We start from the raw sequence: 17,650 nt of genomic DNA on the forward strand, positions 1-17,650 counted from the left end.
TTGAGGATTTTAATCATTGATCTTTATTAAACAATTGTCTAAAATTTACTTTTTTATCTAGTTTATAGATAGTAAATATAATAGAAACTAAAATCATTACAGACATAGTTACATATTTTAGCACAGTTGAGTGAATATTTGATAATAAAAAAGTAACTAAGCACATCAAAAGGCAAATTACTGCTACTTTAGAAAATCCATAGTTTATGTTTAGCTCATACATATTTTTAACAACAATAATCATCCCAATACAATGTATTATATAATATAGCAAATAAGATATTCCTAACCCCATTAATCCCCCAAAATAATAACCCAATATACCAACGAACAAAAAAATAGAATTAAACAACACAGCTGTTTTTATAAAAAGCTTCGAGTCTCCTTTAGCTAAAATCACATATCCTAAAGACCATGATATAGCTTGAAAAAAAGTTGCCATCATTCCCCAAGCTACCATATCTTCAATAACCAAAAACTCCTTTGAATATAAAACCTTTATAATAAATGGTGCTAAGGTTAAAAAGACAATTATAATAGGAGTTAAAATTAAAACTGCTACTGTGGCTTGTTGAAAAACAGTAATTTCCATTTTTTCCTGATTATTAACGGTAGCTGATAATCTAGGAAAATAATCAGTTCGCATTGCATTAAAAATAAGACCAACATAAGAATTGATAATAACAAAACCTGCTGTATAAAATCCAACTTCGTCCACACCTCCAAAATGACTTATAAAAACTTGTAAAGCATAAAGTGTTACTAATGTTATTAATCCTCTTAGGCTTAACATAAAACCTAAGTTTAGCATTTGCTTACCTTCCTTAAACGCTTGCGAATTAGTAATTTTCTTCTTCTCTATTTTTATTTTATTTGAAAAAAACCAACTAAACAACAATCCACAAACTGAGGTTACAATAATTGTGGATACTATTGCATCAACCCTAAAAAAGTAATAAAGTGGTAATGCTATTAATAATCCTAAAAAGTTACCATATACATTAGCCTTTGCTAAATACTTGAGCTTCCTCAAACCTTGTAGTATGGCTAACTGACCACTTGACAATTGTTTAAAAAGCAAAGAGACTGAAATCCAAACAAATGCTATAGTATACTCAAAATTTCCAAAGGCAATTTTACTTAACAAAGGAGACAAAATTATCGTTACCAGCATTCCAAACAAACCTGTAACCCAAACAATTTTTTTTAATGAAGTAACTATTGTCGGTATCCTATCAGTATCTTCATGCTCATTAGCAATTGAAATTTCCCTTACCGCAGTAACATCAATACCTAGTTTGGTAAACTCTCCAATAACTTTTAATGAGTTTGTCAACAACCCAATAATACCAACACCTAAGGGACCCAACCAAACTGCAATGGCTTTAGACCTAATAACTGAAATAATTATACTAAAAACCTGAACACCTCCAAAGAGCGAAGTAGCCTTTAAAATTTGTCTGTATGACTGGTCTTTGTTAGCCATTTGTGTTCTTTAATCCAAAGACTTATCAGAATCCAACCCAAAGAGCGAACTTCCAAATATTAATAAAATAACACCATAATGCATTAAATAACTCACAAAATGCCCAATTACAGCTCCTTTAACACCAAAACTATCAATTAAATATACACTAGATAGGTAAAGTACTATCGCCAAAAACACCTCAATAATTATAAAGTGAGTGAACATTTTTTTAGCAATAAACTGATATGCTATAACTATAGATAACACCTTTACAAAATCACCTAACAATTGCCATAAAAACAAGTCTTCTACTGGTTCAAAATCTTTAGAAAAAACAATTTGCACAATAAATGGTCTTAATAGATAAATAAGTATAAGACCAATACCAAAAATTGGGATTACGGATTTGTACAAACTAAACACTTCATTTCTAAACTCTTTTTTGTTATCTATCTCATTAAATCTTGGAAGGATATATAACGACATCAACGAAGTCACAAACATTAAATAATAATCTGATATTCTATTAATTGCCTCCCAATAACCTGCTTCTTTTATTCCTATAGAGTCAGTGATATAATTTCTAATCATAATAGAAATTAATGGTAATGCTACTGCTGAAACTAATGCCATAAGAGCAAAAGGACCTAGTTTTTTTAATATATCAATACTAACATTTGATATTTTAACCGAAGACACCAAACTACGTTGATTTATAAACCCAACAACAGTAATTAAAAAAATTAAAGAAGGTGCAATAACTGCCGAGACCAATGCTCCATCAATATTGTTTTGATAAATTAGTAACAAGGTTACAAGTAACCCTAGAACTTGCCCAATTATATTTATAATCAACAGGATTTTATATTTGGCAAACCCATTCATTATTGAAAAGCTAAACATATTCAATGAATAAAATGGTAATGCTAGTGCCAATATTTTTATTACATAGGCATAATTATAATTGTCTGAAAATAAAAAGTTATTTACGGTTTCTGCATTGTAGTAGCACAAGAAACACAATAGTATGGTGACTGTAAATCCAAGATAAAATGAAGTTGATAACACTTTACTCAGTTTTACTGCATCTTGTTTAAACTCTGCTATTGATTTTACCACTCCATTATAAAACCCTAAAATTGCGAGTGACTGAATTGCACTTAAGAAGTTTCTTAAATTACCTATTAAAGCCATCCCTTCAACTCCAATAAAAACAGCAATAGCTTTGGATGTAAATAATCCTGCTAAAATTTTTGTGATTATAGTTGCTGAATTTAGATGAGCAACTTTAACCAACACATTGGTGTTTATATAATCGAATAACTTTTTCAATTAATAGGCATTTAATGTTTCAATAACTTTTTTAACTTCTGCATCTGTTATGACTGGACTCATTGGAATACTTACAACAGTATTATGAATACTTTCAGTAATTGGTAAATTTAACTCACTGTACTTCTTAAACGCATTTTGTTTATGAGGCGCAATAGGATAATGAATAAGCCAACCTACACCATTATTAGTTAAATATTCAGTAAACTTTTTGCGTTCATTTACTTGAACTACAAACGCATGAAATATATGATTTTTAGTAGTATCATAAAAAGGCAAGATAATCTTCTCATTTTTAATTTCATTAAGATATTGCGTAGCTACCTCTTGTCTTCTTTTATTTTCATTATCTAACCCTTTTAATTTAATACTTAAAAAGGCTGCTTGTAATTCATCTAGCCTACTATTACAACCTATAATTTCGTTTTTGTATTTTTCTTTACTACCGTAATTTCTTAAAAGTCTGATGCAATTAGCGATGTCTTCATTATTGGTTGTTACTGCACCAGCATCGCCCAAAGCTCCTAAATTTTTACTTGGATAGAAGCTAAAAGCAGCAGCATCTGAAAGATTTCCTGCTTTAATTCCTAAATTATTTTCAGCTCCATGAGCTTGAGCTGCATCTTCTACAACGAGTAAACCATGTGTTTTAGCTATAGCATTTATCTTTTCCATATCAGCCAATTGTCCATACAAATGCACTGGCATAATGGCTTTTGTATTAACTGATATGTGTTTTTCTATTTCTGAAGGAGAAATATTAAAAGTTTTAGCGTCTGGCTCAACAAAAACAGGCTTTAGTCCTGCTTCAATTACTGAGAGTATTGATGCGATATAAGTGTTTGCAGGTACAAGAACTTCATCTCCTAATTTCAATTTGCCTAAATGAATAAAAGACTTAAATATAAGTACTAAAGCATCTAATCCATTTCCTGTCCCTATACAATAATTTGTACCGCAATATGCAGCATAGTTTTGTTCAAATAAGTCAACTTCTTTTCCTAAAATATATCTACCAGTATCAAAAAAAGTATCTATATAGCTTTTAAAACTAGACTCGTATTTTTTATTTATACTTTTTAAATCTAAAAAAGGAATCATAATTCAATCTTTAAAATAGGCTGCTCAAAAACCGTACAACCTAACTCTTCTTTTTGTTTTAATAACCCAGGATTGTAGCCTAAATCATAATTAGGATCTGCAACTGTTCCCATAGAAAAGAAATGCTTTCCCATTTCCTTGTAATGATTAATTAAATATAAAAATAAATAATCCAATGCTCTGGTCTTTTCTCCTATTGCTGTAGTAGCTCCATATTGGGATTTCACTACATTTTCATTTTCAAAAATGGTTATACCAGCTAAAATCTCATCATCTAAATAAATATCAAACTGTTTTATGTGATTTGGAAACCTTTTATTGAGCATTGATATTTCAACTAATGTATGAACAGGTTTAGCGTTATGCTTTTCTTGAAGTCGTGGAACTAAAACCTGTTCCCAAAATGATTTAAAACTATTAGATTGCTTAATTCTAAAATTGTGTTTATTGTTTCTGTACTTTTTTTGCTTGCTTTTATGTATCCTCAAAGGCACATTATAATCAACTGCTAACACCATATTACTAGACTCAAACTCATAGTTTTCATCAATCATGATTTTACTTATATCAATTGGAAAATTATTGAAATAAAAATTTGGAATTGTTTTCACCACAAAATTCTTTATTCCATTGGCTTTTAAATATAAATGTAATTCTTTAAACATGTCAGTAATGTTTTCAGAAAAAATGGTGGAACCTAAAACCAAGCCTCCATAAGTAAGTCCTTGATGGGAATAGACATTATCATCAACCTTATTTGCTGGTAAAACCGCAATAACTTTATCACTTTTAAACATTAATAGTGAGTAATCCTCAAACCTATCTTGATGATACTCCATAAAATCTCTATGAAATAAAAAAGTAGCATTCTTTGAATGCTTAACAAAAGCATCCCAAACAAGTTTATATTCTGGTTGGTATTTAACTACTTTGTAAGTGCTCAATGTGTAAGATTAATCTCTAATAATGTCATTATCATCTGGCTACCAAAATACAATAATTTTTAGTCTTCAAGTTACATTTATACTCAATTATTCTATATTTATACTCTAAAATCAAGACCTTGATAGTAAAAATCAAAAAAAGTGAAAACAAGCTACTTCTAATAGTTTATTTAGTTGTTTTCTTATATCTGATTTTTCAACCTGCTATATATTCTCCTGATACTCGCAGCTATCTAGAAGCAATGCCATACAGACATCTTGGATATGTAATTTTTATTAAATGTTTTGATTTGTTTTTTAGTGGTAAAGTTTTCGATGTTTTAGTTATTGCTTTTCAAGCTATTTTTGGGCTTTTGGCAACATTTGTTTTTTACACCAAGATTTCAAAACTGATTACGTTTAACTTAATCACTAAAATAGGATTATTTATTTTTCTATTATTTCCTTTTTTTCCTCCATTAGAAGTTGCTAACAATATTTGCCCCGAAGGGTTAAGCTACCCCTTATACCTACTTTTTGTAGCTTTTGGGATAGATTTTTTCTTTACAAACACAAAGTCCTTTAAGTATTTCATTGTAGTATTTTTATTATTGGCCTTAACCAGAGGGCAATTTATTATTGCTATAGTCCCTATTGCTTTTATGTATATTTTGAAACATAAAAAAATACTATTTAAAAAACCACATTTAAATAGATTTATAGTTTTACTACTATTGCCTATAGTAGTCCTTTTAGCTGATAAAAGCTACCACAAATTAAAAGATGATATCTTTATGTCCACTCCTTTTAGTTTTGTAAATATATCTACAGCTGCATTTTATGTATCTAAAAAAAGTGACTCCAACCAACTTACTGGAAATGACAAAAAGGTATTTGATATTTGCTACAACAAACTAGATAAGCAAAAGCTTTTATTAACTAACCAAAAAGAAGGTTCTTACAAAGATTACTACAGTTTTTTTCATAATCATATTCCAAATATTTGTAATAGAACAGTACATTATTATGGTAGAGCTTTTTTTTTGAAAGACGAACTATCTAACTCAACCCATTTAGAAATAGCTCAAGCACATTTATCTATAGAAAATACATTACGAAATATTTCATTTTCACTAATTAATCAAAATTTCAACAAATGGCTTAACTTGTTTTTTGCCAATTTAATTCATGCGTTCAATGGCATAGTCATACTTATTATTATTGTTACTGTATTTTTATTAAGCCTAATAAAATTATTTACAAGCAATAACAACAATTATTATTTGCTATTTATGTTGTCTGCATTAATACTATCAAACACACTTTTAGTTTGCATAGCAAGCCATTCAATTATTAGGTATTTATTCTATAATTACGCTTTGTATTTTTTAATATTTATTATTGTATTTAAACAAATTAAACATGGAATCAAACATTGAATTATCTATAGTAATGCCATGTTTAAATGAAGCAGAAACTTTAGAAGTTTGTATCACTAAAGCACAATCATTCATACAAAAACATAATATTAACGGAGAAATTATAATTGCCGATAATGGCAGTACTGATGGTTCTACTACAATTGCTCAAAATCTTAATGCTAATGTTGTTCATGTAACAAACAAAGGTTATGGAAGCGCTTTAAAAGGAGGTATTGATGCCGCTAAAGGAAAATATATTATTATGGCTGATGCTGATGACAGCTATGACTTTGAAGCTTTATATCTTTTTATACTAAAACTTAGAGAAGGTTATGATTTAGTTATGGGTAACCGATTTAAAGGTGGTATTAAAAAAAACGCGATGCCTTTTCTTCATAAATACTTAGGCAATCCTGTACTGTCGTTTATAGGTCGTTTATTCTTTAATATTAAAATTGGTGATTTTCACTGTGGGTTAAGAGGTTTTTCAAAAGAAGCTTATTTGAAGATGAATTTGAAAACAACAGGAATGGAGTTTGCCTCTGAAATGATTGTAAAATCAAAGCTTAATAACTTATCGATTACAGAAGTCCCAACAATTTTACATAAAGACGGTAGATCTAGACCTCCTCACTTAAACACTTGGAGAGACGGTTGGAGGCATCTTAGGTTTTTAATGCTTTATGCTCCTAACTGGCTTTTCTTATACCCAAGTATTTTATTAATGCTCTTAGGGTTTACAACATCTACATTGCTCGTTATAAAACCTGTTCACATCTACAATATTAGTTTTGACGTACACACACTACTATACACTGCAAGTATCTTTTTAATTGGATTTCAATTTTTTGTGTTTTATGCTCTCACCAAGATTTTTGCTGTTGAAAATGGGCTTTTACCTAAAAGTAATCGTTACAACAAACTGTTTAAATATCTTAATTTAGAATCTGGTTTAATCGTTGGGAGCCTGTTGTTACTATTAGGATTTGGTTTAAGTGTCTACGGAACTACAGTTTGGAAGAATTTGAACTTTGGAAATCTAAATCCGTCTGACACATTGCGTATTGTAATTCCTGCTGCATTTACAATATTACTAGGAATACAAATTATTTTATTTAGTCTGTTTTTTAGCATTTTAAGTCTAAAAAGTCAAACTCAAAAAAACGAGTCAGTTTAATTTTTCAAAAACAAATAAGTTGTTTAAGCCTAACTGAAATTTTTTATGCTTCACCAACTTAAAGCTTTGTTTATCAAGCAAATCAAACACTTCTTTAATTTCAAAACCATAATGTTCGTCTAGAGACATACCATCAATTAATCTTAGCTTAGATAACACAACAAGTATATGATCAACCAATGGAGATGGAACTGTAATTATTACTCGTCCTTTAGATTTTAAAAACTTATCAAATTGACTATTAAATTGCTTTTGTTCTTCTCTTGGAATATGCTCTAACACTGCTAACATCACAATACAGTCAAATGTTTCATTATCAGAAATAGCTTCAGGGAATTTTCCTGACAAAAGTGTATGAATTCCTTTTTTAGAGTCGTTTTTCAACAAAGGATCCAAACCTACACTAGCTTGAATATTTTTCTTCGCTAGTTTCTCAAACAAATACCCATCAAAACATCCAATATCCAATATCTTGTCGTTAACTCTAACATATCGACTAGCTACATTTATTCTATAATCTCTTAAAAACCTATCAAGAAATTTCATTTATAATCTTTAAAAGTAATTGCTCAATTTAATTGTAATAATTTGAACAAACTATTATTTACTACTATTAAATAAAAAAAGGAACTCTTTTATAGAATTCTTTTTTTTTAAAATATATCAGTAATTATTAAATACTCTTGCTTCTCTTACGCTCAACTTCAGTCAATAAAATTTTACGTAAACGTAAGTGATTTGGTGTTACTTCTACGTATTCGTCTTTTTGGATATATTCCAAAGCTTCTTCTAACGAAAACTTAATAGCAGGAACAATTTTAGCTTTATCATCGGCTCCAGAACTACGTACGTTACTTAGTTTTTTAGTTTTTGTAACGTTAACAACCATATCATCTCCTCTAGAGTTTTCTCCAATAACTTGACCTTCATAGATATCTTCTCCTGGATCAATAAAAAACTTACCTCTTTCTTGTAATTTATCAATAGAATAAGGAATTGCTGTACCTTTTTCCATAGACACTAAACTTCCGTTTTGACGCTCAGGAATACCTCCTTTTATCGGTTGATATTCTTTAAAACGATGTGCCATTATAGCTTCTCCAGCAGTAGCAGTTAATAATTGGTTACGTAAACCAATAATACCACGAGAAGGCACAATAAACTCACATACCATACGCTCACCTTTAGCTTCCATGCTTAGCATTTCACCTTTTCGCATGGTCACCATTTCTATAGCTTTCCCTGAAACCTCTTCTGGTAAATCAATAGTCATTTCTTCAACTGGCTCACATTTTACACCATCAATTTCTTTGATGATTACTTGTGGCTGACCAATTTGAAGCTCATAACCTTCACGACGCATCGTTTCGATTAATACTGAAAGATGCAATACACCTCTACCAAAAACCATAAATTTATCTGCACTATCAGTTTCTTCAACTCTCAATGCAAGGTTTTTTTCAAGCTCTTTGGTTAAACGTTCTTTAATATGACGAGAGGTTACAAACTTTCCGTCTTTACCAAAAAATGGTGAATCGTTAATTGTAAATAACATGCTCATTGTTGGCTCATCAATAGCTATGGTTTTTAAACCTTCAGGGTTTTCAAAATCAGCAACAGTGTCTCCAATATCAAATCCTTCTAAACCAACTAATGCACAAATATCTCCTGCCTCTACAGCATCTACCTTTTTACGTCCTAATCCTTCAAAAACATGAAGTTCTTTTACTTTAGATTTTACAACTGAACCATCTCTTTTTACTAATGAGATATTTTGTCCAGCTTTAAGCTCTCCTCTTGTTAAACGACCAATAGCAATTCTTCCTGTAAACGATGAAAAGTCTAGAGACGTTATTAGCATTTGAGTAGTTCCTTCTTCAATTTTAGGAGAAGGTATATGCTCAATTACCATGTCTAACAATGGTTCGATATTTTCGGTTTGTTTTTTCCAGTCTTCACTCATCCAGTTGTTCTTAGCAGAACCATAAACTGTTGGGAAATCTAACTGCCACTCTTCAGCACCTAATTCAAACATTAAATCAAATACTTTTTCATGAACCTCATCTGGTGTACAATTTTCTTTATCAACTTTATTTACAACCACACATGGTTTTAAACCTAAGTCAATAGCTTTTTGAAGTACAAAACGTGTTTGTGGCATAGGACCTTCAAAAGCATCTACAAGCAATAACACACCATCAGCCATATTAAGCACACGCTCTACTTCTCCACCAAAATCGGCGTGACCAGGAGTATCAATAATATTTATTTTGGTATCCTTATAAGTTACCGAAACGTTTTTTGAAGTAATTGTAATACCTCTTTCACGTTCTAAATCATTGTTATCAAGAATTAAATCTCCTGTATTTTCGTTTTCACGAAATAACTGACAATGGTACATAATTTTGTCAACCAAAGTAGTTTTTCCGTGGTCAACGTGAGCAATGATTGCAATGTTTTTAATACTAGCCATAATGACGTCTTATTTTAAGCGTGCAAATGTACGCTAAAATCTTTTGTAAAATACATCTATACAGATAATTCTTTAATGTTAAAGAAAAAATAACCTTGAGTTGTAAAAACAGCCTCCTATGAAATTCAAAAAACTAATTTTCAGTAATTTAAAAACAAACCACACATTTTAACACTTAATGAGTCGTTAGTTAATTAAATGTTATAGTCCATCTTCGCCATAATTTCTGTTCGTATATTACGTTAAAGATTATGATTAATAGTAAATAGCCAATTTAACCAACTGTGCTATACATATTGGTGATTTTACATCTGAACCCTTAAATTAATACAGATGAAAATAATTAGCAAATATTCAAAATTTGTCCCTTACCTATACTTTCTAGCAATAATTGCCTACTGGTTTACTGTTGTAAACCGTAGTGAAGGTATAAGCGCATATCCTATTTTACTGTTTGGTATTCCATTTTTATGGCAAGTACTAAAACCAAACCGCAAACTCAATTTTACATTAGGAATTACCTTTGTATGCTTGTCGTCGTACATGATTTTAGCTTATCTATCAGATTTGTTTAACATTGTGTTGTTGTCATATACTACCAAAAAGTTTATTTTGTATGGTGGCTTTTTAGCAATTGCCAATTTTATAATGGCATTATGGATTATAAGAAATAGTTTAAAAAGAAGCTTTTAAATGATTATCTTTGCTGCTGAAATTTTCAAACAAAAAGCAGATGAATCTTAACGAAGTTCCTAAACTAAAACACACTAATTCTGATAACTTTTTCTTGCTTTGTGGCCCTTGTGCCATTGAAGGTGAAGATATGGCTTTACGTATTGCTGAAAAAGTGATTTCTATTACTGATAAACTTGAAATCCCTTATGTATTTAAAGGTAGTTTTAAAAAAGCTAACAGAAGTAGAATAGACAGTTTTACAGGAATTGGTGATGAAAAAGCTCTTAAGATTTTAAAGAAAGTATCTGAAACGTTTGATATTCCTACAATAACAGATATACATGAGGTTTCTGATGCTGTTATGGCTGCCGAATATGTTGATGTACTTCAAATCCCTGCTTTTTTGGTTCGTCAAACCGATTTAGTGGTTGCTGCAGCACAAACTGGCAAAGTGGTAAACTTAAAGAAAGGACAGTTTATGAGTCCTGAAGCCATGAAACACGCTGTACAAAAAGTTAAAGATTCTGGTAGCGACAAAGCTTGGATAACGGATAGAGGAACTATGTTTGGTTATCAAGATATGATTGTAGATTTCAGAGGAATTCCTACCATGAAGCAATACGCTCCTGTTGTTTTAGATGTTACCCACTCTCTTCAGCAACCAAATCAAAGTGTAGGTGTAACTGGTGGGCGACCAGATATGATTGAAACCATTGCTAGAGCTGGAGTTGTAAACAATGTAGACGGTTTGTTTATTGAAACGCATTTTGATCCTGCAAATGCAAAAAGTGATGGTGCTAACATGCTACATTTAGATAATCTAGAAAAATTGCTTACCAACTTAACTGCAATTAGAAAAACTGTAAACAGTCTTTAATTTTGGAACTTAAAATACGTCAAGCTACACTAGAAGATATACCAGAAATTACTTCTGTTTTCAGAGACACCATAAGAGCTATAAACTCTAAAGACTATTCTGAAAAACAAATACAAGTTTGGGCTTCTGGAGCAAATGATCTTGATAAGTGGGAAGACAGAATAAAAAACAACTACTTTATTGTTGCTGAAAATGAAGATCGCATTGTAGGCTTTGCTTATTTAAAAAACGGCAACTATTTTGACGGTTTGTTTGTTCATAAAGATTACCAACGTCAAGGTATAGCTATAAAGCTTATGCAAATTATTGAGTCTAAAGTCATCACCAATGGCTATGAGATAATTAAGTCTGATGTTAGCATTACTGCATTACCTTTTTTTGAAGACCAATATTATATTGTTGAGAAAAAACAAAAAAAGTCTTTTAAAGGACTCGTGTTTGAAAACTATATAGTTCATAAAGAACTATAGTTATTTCATAAATGACGAATTCTTAAAGGCTTCTACTTCTTTAAGGATACTAATAAAAATGTTGTCATCAATATCGTCAAGTTGTTTATAACGTAACGATTTAATCTTCTTTCGTTTTTCCGAAACTAAGCAATCTGCATGTTTTGTAATGTGGTTAGCATGCCAAAACCCAACATCAATATAATCTTTACTTTTATTAAGGTAACAAATTGGTCGTGTACCAATATAATAGCATGGAATTCTCCATTTATATTCCAAATGCGCCTCAGGAAATGTATGCTCTATTAATATTTGAATATGCATTAATATAGACTTAAAAGGCTCTTGCTGTTTATAAATATAGGCTTCTGCTGGTTTCACTTGGTTCTAGTTTCATTTCAAAATTAACAAAAATTTATATCCAAAAACTAAAATAAATTCATTTACTTTGCAATTCAAAGTACTTTTATATGGAGTCAAAAGATTATTTAAAAGACATAAGCGAGATTAAAAACTTGATGAACAAGTCGTCTCGTTTTATTTCACTTAGCGGTCTCTCAGGAATTCTTGCTGGTGTTTATGCGCTTGTTGGAGCTGCTATAGCATATTATATTGTATCAAATTCAGTAAGAGGTTACCTTATTCTTGATGGTACCATTTTTAATATCTGTTTTGCAATTCTGTTAGGCGTTGCATTTTTAAGTATTGCTACTGGTATTTATTTAACCACAAAAAAAGCCAAGAAAAACAATGAGAAAATATGGGATAGCTCATCAAAACGCTTATTGCTAAACTTTTTGGTTCCGTTAATTACAGGAGGTATTTATATACTCATTATTTTAAAACAAGAACGTTATGGTCATACTGCTGCCTTAATGCTTATTTTTTATGGATTAGCATTAATAAGTGCTTCAAAATACAGTATTGGAGATATTAGATATTTAGGATTTACCGAAATAATTTTAGGTTTAATTTGCGCATTAATGCCTAGTTACGGATTTTGGTTTTGGGTTTTAGGTTTTGGTGTAATGCATATTATTTATGGTACACTAATGCATTTTAAGTATGATAGAAAATGAAATTGAAACCGAAATACAAACTAAACCAAAAACATGATTGATGATTAAAAAATTATTATTCTGGTTTGTATTTATATCAATTGACTTAGCTCTTTATATTATTATTGGTTTAATTCTATTAAATTATGAAGATACTTGGGACTCTACAAAAGGTTATTATTGGAGTTTAGGAGGAATGACATTAATAGAGAAAGTAGCATATATTTCATATTATATTTTAATTGTTATAAACATTTTAATTATAATTTATTTAAGCTTTAAATTTTTTAAATATTTAAAAAAAAGATTCTTGCCTTAGCAAGAAAGTAATGAGCATAATTAACAACATAAATAAAGTTTTTGATCACCGAATTAGATTAGGCATCATGTCTATTTTAATGGTAAATGAATATGCCGATTTTAATACGCTTAAAGAGCTTTTGGGCGCAACCGATGGTAATCTTGCTAGCCATACAAAAGCATTGGAAGCTGCAGAGTATATTAAGGTTGAAAAGCAATTTATTGGACGAAAACCCAACACACGTTACTCTACCACAACACTTGGTAAAGCAGAATTTAAAAAGCATATTGAAGCTCTCGAAAAATTAATTAACAAACAATAAATATATTTTTTATCAATCTACTTTGAAATTCAAAGTACTTTAAATACAAACAACATGGAACATCAACAAAAACAACAGAACAAATTTGGACATTGGATTAAAACTTCAATCACTGCCAGAATGCTAATGGTTGGCTTCTTGGTAATTATATTACTTATTCCGTTAGCGTACATCAATAGTTTAATTACTGAACGCTCCATGCGACAACAAGATGTAGTTAATGAAATCAATGAAAAATGGGGAAATGAAGTACTCATTTATGGTCCTATTTTAAAACTCCCTTACAAGACCTATTCTGAAACAAAAACTTACAACGATAAGACCAAAACCTATCTTACCGAAACCACTACACATATTAACTATGCTTACATTTTTCCTGAGAGTTTAGATATCACTTCCAATGTAAATTCAAAAACCTTAAAAAGAGGCAACTTTGAATCTGCAGTTTACACAACTGATATGGATTTTAAAGGATTTTACACCAAACCGCAACTTCAACTTAAAGACATAAAAGACGAAGATATTATTTGGGACAAAGCCACAGTACTTATTAAAACTTCAAACTTAAAAGGTATTAAAAATGAAATGAATCTTAAACTTAATGATAGTAGTTACACGTTTGAAACCAACTTTAGCGATAATCCCAAAAACTATAGCGGCTATTTAGATGAGTTAGAATCTGGTTTCTTAAAAGAAAGCGACGTACCAAAAGATGCCAACATCAATTTCTATTTTAGTATTGCATATAATGGTAGTAAAAGCATAAAAGTTGTGCCTATAGGAAAAACCACTACAATGCACATGAGTTCCAATTGGGCAGATCCAAGTTTTACAGGTAACTATCTACCTGATGATGAAACAAAAGAAATTACAAAAGACGGTTTTAAAGCCAACTGGAAAGTTCTTCATATCAATAGAGCCTTTTCGCAACAGTACCTTAACAAAATACCTAACCTCAACAAGTTTGCGTTTGGGACCAAGTTTGTTGTAATGGTTGATGAATATCAAAAAAGTGAACGTTCAGCTAAATATGGCTTTTTGGTTATTGGTCTTACATTTTTAGTGTTTTTCCTGATACAAACTATGAGTAAGATAAATATTCATCCGTTTCAATATTTAATGATTGGTTTAGCACTAACTATGTTTTACACCTTATTGGTTTCCATTTCAGAACATAGCGACTTTTTAAAAGCCTATTTAGTGGCAGGAGTTTCGGTAGTTGCACTCATTACACTATACTCTAAATCAATATTGAAAACGTTTAAATTCCCACTGTTTATTGGCTTGTCTTTAACCGCTTTATACACGTTTATATATGTGATAATTCAGTTAGAAAACTATGCATTATTGGTTGGTAGCGTTGGCTTGTTTATAATACTTGCTATTGTAATGTTTGTATCTAGAAAAATTGATTGGAATAACGGTTAGTTTTATTAGTTGGTGATTGAATCCTCGCTCCTCTTTCAGTTTTTATTTTGAAATGAGCGAGGTTTCATTAAAAATCATAAAGATGAAAAACAACATTAATTTCACAGGAAAAATAGTTGCATTAGTAAGCTTTGTCATTGGAACTTGTTTACTATCCTTTTACTTATATTTTGGTAATTCATTTATTGACATTTTTACTGCTGCTGCAATAGTTTTTATTGAAGTTATTGTAAACATTGTAATACTAACCGCTATTATTGGTCAAACTTTACTGAATAAAACTGACAAAACAGATGCCCTAAAAACATGTGGGTTAATGCTGCTAAACATCCCTATTGCTATACTTTACTTTTATATGATGATAACTTTTCCTATACATAAAGTACTTCTATGACACTAAAATTTAACAAAACATACTTTGCGTTTTTCACCTTACTTCTAGTAGTTGAAATAGCTATTGCTATCTTTTTAAAAGAAGGTTTTATTCGTCACACTTTTGGCGATTATTTGGTGGTTATTTTAATGTATACATGTATTAAAAGTTTTAGCAACATAAAGCCACTTGCTGCTGCAGTTGGTGTATTACTTTTTGCTTTTAGTATTGAATTTTTGCAGCTCTTCAATTTGTTGGATGTCTTAAACTTAAGAGGCAGTCACCTTGCAAAACTCATACTTGGTAGTACGTTTCACATTAGTGATTTAATAGCCTACACTCTTGGAGTCTTAACCATTTTATGTATTGAACATTTAAAAACATCAAAATCATGAACACCATAAAAAGCTTACTATTCAACCGCTTCAAACTTATTCTAATACTTACAGCTTCGTTAGCGTTAAGCATTGTTTTGTTAATGATTCGAGCTAAAATAACGCATTCCTTCTTCTTCCTATTTTTAGTATGGAATCTCTTTTTGGCTATCATTCCGTATGGTATCACAACCTATTTAAGCAGTATTTCTAAACCTAAAAAACTTGTGTTCGTATTTTGGTTTTTAGTTTGGTTGCTCTTTTTACCAAACGCACCTTATATTGTTACCGATTTATTACACCTAAAAATTAGCTCCAACCCAATGCTGTGGCTAGACGTGTTACTAGTTACCTCATTTGCTTACAACGGTTTAATGCTTTTCTTTTTGTCTTTATCTGACATGGAAAAATTATTGCATCAGTATATCAACAAAAAGTACATTTCATCAATACTGTTATTACTTTTTGGTCTTACTGCATTTGGCATTTATCTTGGTAGATTTTTACGTTATAATTCCTGGGAAATCATACATCAACCTTCTGCAATATTTACTGATATTTTTGAAATCATTTTTAAACCCAATATTGAAGCTTGGGTATTTACAATAACCTTTGGTAGTTTTTTAGCGATTTCTTATTGGATGCTGAAAGTTTTAAAAGAAAAAGCAACCGTTATTTAACTATTCCAAACCATCAACATAATCCTGAAGGTATTTAAAACGCTCAGTCAATTGACCTTTTTCAGTAATTTTTGCACGTTGCAATACACCATCAGCATCGTTGTTGTAAAATGCAGGTATCACATGTTCTAAAAACATATCACCAAAACCTTCACTTGCATCTTTTGGCAACTCACAAGGTAAGTTATCAACTGCCATTACTGTTATTGCACCTTCGGCGTTATATGCCACTTCTTTTTCGGTTTGCGGATTATAACCATAAAACGGATCTGCAATAGTAGAAGGTCTAATGGTTGAAGCCACTGGTCCATCAATATCGCAAGACACATCTGCAACTAGGTTAATTCTAAACGCTTTATCTTTAGCATCTTCTCTAGTGAATAAAAATGGCGCATTGTTACCATAAAAATGTCCAGCAATAAAGTAATCGGTTTGCTTAGCATAAGGCATAAAATTACTTTCATATCCTGATGGATCGTTGTAAAACTCATATTTATCACCAACCTTACCATCTTTACGTTTATTATACTCCATAACATCAACCATACAATACACTGGCTCAGTAAACTCTGAAGTTAAATACAATGCATCACTAACTTGTTTAATACCCAAATGGTCTAAAATTTCTTTAGCACCATAAGCTACTTTACCTGTACCAGATAACAGTATTTTTATATTAGGAATTGTAATTTTATCCAACTCTGCTTTGACTTCATCTAAATCGGCAAGGGTTTCAACTTTTGGTAAATCAAATAAATTGTCTCTTAAGCCCAAAGCTCTAAAACCGTTGTAAGCACCTACCAAACCTGCATAACGTCCAAAACCAATTAAACGCGCATTATCTTCTCTAACAATAGTTTCATGGTCATAAAGCTCTATATTTTTTTCTAAAATAGCTTTAAGCAATTTTCTATTATAAGGTTGTTTTTTTATGGTATGCGAAAAGAAAAAGTATTTTTTATTAGGAATTAAAGCCTCAATAGGCACTTCCTTTACACCTATCATCACATCACAATCAGACACATCTTGAGACACATCAAATCCTTTTGAAGCATAATCCTTATCAGGAAAAACTCTAATATCTGAAGACTCTACCTTAAATTCTGATTTTGAAAACAAAGACTTTGCCTCAGCTAGTTTTTCTGGTGAAAATACAACACGTCTATCAGGTGGATTTTTACGTTCTTTAATGATTGCGAATTTCATATAAATAAGTAT

Annotated in this window: 19 protein-coding genes; 11 read left to right on the top strand and 8 right to left on the bottom strand. The window is 30.6% G+C overall.

The genetic code is table 11. The features are described from left to right. Window positions 1-13: 13 nt before the first annotated feature. Genes OD803_RS00725 through OD803_RS00740 form a run of 4 tightly spaced genes read right to left on the bottom strand, consistent with a single transcriptional unit; the run spans window position 14 to window position 4,845 of the window. A complete protein-coding gene (locus OD803_RS00725; RefSeq protein WP_262731995.1) occupies window positions 14-1,486 on the bottom strand; it encodes an oligosaccharide flippase family protein in 1,473 nt (490 codons plus the stop codon). 9 nt (window positions 1,487-1,495) lie between these two features. After that, window positions 1,496-2,800, bottom strand: a complete 1,305-nt coding sequence (locus OD803_RS00730) for an O-antigen translocase (protein WP_262731996.1) — start codon at window positions 2,798-2,800, stop codon at window positions 1,496-1,498. Beyond that, window positions 2,801-3,901, bottom strand: coding sequence for a DegT/DnrJ/EryC1/StrS family aminotransferase (locus OD803_RS00735; protein WP_262731997.1), 1,101 nt, complete (start codon window positions 3,899-3,901; stop codon window positions 2,801-2,803). Next, the gene (locus tag OD803_RS00740; protein WP_262731998.1) at window positions 3,898-4,845 is read right to left on the bottom strand and encodes a FemAB family protein; all 948 of its coding nucleotides are present in this window, start codon (window positions 4,843-4,845) and stop codon (window positions 3,898-3,900) included. Before OD803_RS00740 ends, OD803_RS00735 begins: the two co-directional genes overlap by 4 nt. Before the next feature lie 119 nt (window positions 4,846-4,964). Here OD803_RS00740 and OD803_RS00745 point away from each other — a divergent pair, with 119 nt between their 5' ends. Together OD803_RS00745 and OD803_RS00750 are read left to right on the top strand one after the other, a co-directional pair. After that, complete coding sequence (locus tag OD803_RS00745; RefSeq protein ID WP_262731999.1) at window positions 4,965-6,263, top strand: hypothetical protein; 1,299 nt, start codon at window positions 4,965-4,967, stop codon at window positions 6,261-6,263. After that, window positions 6,247-7,422 carry a glycosyltransferase family 2 protein gene (locus tag OD803_RS00750; RefSeq protein WP_262732000.1) on the top strand — a complete coding sequence of 392 codons (1,176 nt, stop codon included), beginning with the start codon at window positions 6,247-6,249 and terminating at the stop codon, window positions 7,420-7,422. Before OD803_RS00745 ends, OD803_RS00750 begins: the two co-directional genes overlap by 17 nt. Here OD803_RS00750 and OD803_RS00755 read toward each other — a convergent pair. Together OD803_RS00755 and typA are read right to left on the bottom strand one after the other, a co-directional pair. Beyond that, window positions 7,414-7,968 carry a class I SAM-dependent methyltransferase gene (locus OD803_RS00755; RefSeq protein WP_262732001.1) on the bottom strand — a complete coding sequence of 185 codons (555 nt, stop codon included), beginning with the start codon at window positions 7,966-7,968 and terminating at the stop codon, window positions 7,414-7,416. The genes OD803_RS00750 and OD803_RS00755 overlap by 9 nt on opposite strands. A 127-nt stretch (window positions 7,969-8,095) precedes the next feature. Beyond that, window positions 8,096-9,895 (bottom strand): translational GTPase TypA, encoded by a 1,800-nt coding sequence (gene typA, locus OD803_RS00760; RefSeq protein WP_187347829.1) that lies wholly within the window; start codon window positions 9,893-9,895, stop codon window positions 8,096-8,098. 333 nt (window positions 9,896-10,228) lie between these two features. Here typA and OD803_RS00765 point away from each other — a divergent pair, with 333 nt between their 5' ends. From OD803_RS00765 to OD803_RS00775, 3 genes are read left to right on the top strand one after another with little or no spacing between them, the layout of a single operon-like run. Beyond that, window positions 10,229-10,588, top strand: a complete 360-nt coding sequence (locus tag OD803_RS00765) for a hypothetical protein (protein WP_262732002.1) — start codon at window positions 10,229-10,231, stop codon at window positions 10,586-10,588. Between the two features lie 40 nt (window positions 10,589-10,628). Further along, on the top strand, window positions 10,629-11,447 hold the full coding sequence (kdsA, locus tag OD803_RS00770; RefSeq protein WP_262732003.1) for a 3-deoxy-8-phosphooctulonate synthase: 819 nt from the start codon (window positions 10,629-10,631) through the stop codon (window positions 11,445-11,447). Window positions 11,448-11,449: 2 nt separating this feature from the next. Beyond that, window positions 11,450-11,917, top strand: coding sequence for a GNAT family N-acetyltransferase (locus OD803_RS00775; RefSeq protein ID WP_262732004.1), 468 nt, complete (start codon window positions 11,450-11,452; stop codon window positions 11,915-11,917). On the opposite strand, the gene OD803_RS00780 is transcribed toward OD803_RS00775, so the two are convergent. Then, on the bottom strand, window positions 11,918-12,277 hold the full coding sequence (locus OD803_RS00780) for a DUF1801 domain-containing protein (protein ID WP_262732005.1): 360 nt from the start codon (window positions 12,275-12,277) through the stop codon (window positions 11,918-11,920). It lies immediately after the preceding gene. 89 nt (window positions 12,278-12,366) lie between these two features. Between OD803_RS00780 and OD803_RS00785 the strand changes: the two genes are divergently transcribed. From OD803_RS00785 to OD803_RS00810, 6 genes are all read left to right on the top strand, one after another. Next, window positions 12,367-12,975 (top strand): hypothetical protein, encoded by a 609-nt coding sequence (locus tag OD803_RS00785; protein WP_262732006.1) that lies wholly within the window; start codon window positions 12,367-12,369, stop codon window positions 12,973-12,975. Window positions 12,976-13,283: 308 nt separating this feature from the next. Continuing rightward, a complete protein-coding gene (locus tag OD803_RS00790) occupies window positions 13,284-13,577 on the top strand; it encodes a winged helix-turn-helix domain-containing protein (protein WP_129759110.1) in 294 nt (97 codons plus the stop codon). A gap of 54 nt (window positions 13,578-13,631) precedes the next feature. Beyond that, entirely contained in the window at window positions 13,632-15,005 is a 1,374-nt protein-coding gene (gene creD, locus OD803_RS00795) for a cell envelope integrity protein CreD (protein ID WP_262732007.1), read from the top strand. A gap of 82 nt (window positions 15,006-15,087) precedes the next feature. Beyond that, complete coding sequence (locus OD803_RS00800; protein ID WP_262732008.1) at window positions 15,088-15,399, top strand: hypothetical protein; 312 nt, start codon at window positions 15,088-15,090, stop codon at window positions 15,397-15,399. Then, entirely contained in the window at window positions 15,396-15,773 is a 378-nt protein-coding gene (locus tag OD803_RS00805) for a ribosomal maturation YjgA family protein (protein ID WP_262732009.1), read from the top strand. Before OD803_RS00800 ends, OD803_RS00805 begins: the two co-directional genes overlap by 4 nt. After that, window positions 15,770-16,432: a DUF1361 domain-containing protein gene (locus OD803_RS00810; protein WP_262732010.1), complete on the top strand. Its 663-nt coding sequence runs from the start codon at window positions 15,770-15,772 to the stop codon at window positions 16,430-16,432. Before OD803_RS00805 ends, OD803_RS00810 begins: the two co-directional genes overlap by 4 nt. Here the strand turns inward: OD803_RS00810 and OD803_RS00815 are convergent, their stop codons facing one another. Then, complete coding sequence (locus OD803_RS00815; protein WP_262732011.1) at window positions 16,433-17,638, bottom strand: NAD(P)-dependent oxidoreductase; 1,206 nt, start codon at window positions 17,636-17,638, stop codon at window positions 16,433-16,435. Window positions 17,639-17,650 lie beyond the last annotated feature (12 nt).

Source organism: Gaetbulibacter sp. NE, from assembly GCF_025548475.1.
In the GTDB taxonomy this organism is placed as follows: Bacteria; Bacteroidota; Bacteroidia; order Flavobacteriales; family Flavobacteriaceae; genus Gaetbulibacter_B; species Gaetbulibacter_B jejuensis.

What these genes read in the sequence shown, in the direction of transcription:
- OD803_RS00725 (WP_262731995.1), bottom strand. Translation starts at nt 1,486, where the DNA reads ATGGCTAACAAAGACCAGTCATACAGACAAATTTTAAAGGCTACTTCG.
- OD803_RS00735 (WP_262731997.1), bottom strand. Translation starts at nt 3,901, where the DNA reads ATGATTCCTTTTTTAGATTTAAAAAGTATAAATAAAAAATACGAGTCT.
- OD803_RS00750 (WP_262732000.1), top strand. Translation starts at nt 6,247, where the DNA reads ATGGAATCAAACATTGAATTATCTATAGTAATGCCATGTTTAAATGAA.
- OD803_RS00755 (WP_262732001.1), bottom strand. Translation starts at nt 7,968, where the DNA reads ATGAAATTTCTTGATAGGTTTTTAAGAGATTATAGAATAAATGTAGCT.
- typA (WP_187347829.1), bottom strand. Translation starts at nt 9,895, where the DNA reads ATGGCTAGTATTAAAAACATTGCAATCATTGCTCACGTTGACCACGGA.
- OD803_RS00765 (WP_262732002.1), top strand. Translation starts at nt 10,229, where the DNA reads ATGAAAATAATTAGCAAATATTCAAAATTTGTCCCTTACCTATACTTT.
- kdsA (WP_262732003.1), top strand. Translation starts at nt 10,629, where the DNA reads ATGAATCTTAACGAAGTTCCTAAACTAAAACACACTAATTCTGATAAC.
- OD803_RS00785 (WP_262732006.1), top strand. Translation starts at nt 12,367, where the DNA reads ATGGAGTCAAAAGATTATTTAAAAGACATAAGCGAGATTAAAAACTTG.
- OD803_RS00790 (WP_129759110.1), top strand. Translation starts at nt 13,284, where the DNA reads ATGAGCATAATTAACAACATAAATAAAGTTTTTGATCACCGAATTAGA.
- creD (WP_262732007.1), top strand. Translation starts at nt 13,632, where the DNA reads ATGGAACATCAACAAAAACAACAGAACAAATTTGGACATTGGATTAAA.
- OD803_RS00800 (WP_262732008.1), top strand. Translation starts at nt 15,088, where the DNA reads ATGAAAAACAACATTAATTTCACAGGAAAAATAGTTGCATTAGTAAGC.
- OD803_RS00805 (WP_262732009.1), top strand. Translation starts at nt 15,396, where the DNA reads ATGACACTAAAATTTAACAAAACATACTTTGCGTTTTTCACCTTACTT.
- OD803_RS00810 (WP_262732010.1), top strand. Translation starts at nt 15,770, where the DNA reads ATGAACACCATAAAAAGCTTACTATTCAACCGCTTCAAACTTATTCTA.
- OD803_RS00815 (WP_262732011.1), bottom strand. Translation starts at nt 17,638, where the DNA reads ATGAAATTCGCAATCATTAAAGAACGTAAAAATCCACCTGATAGACGT.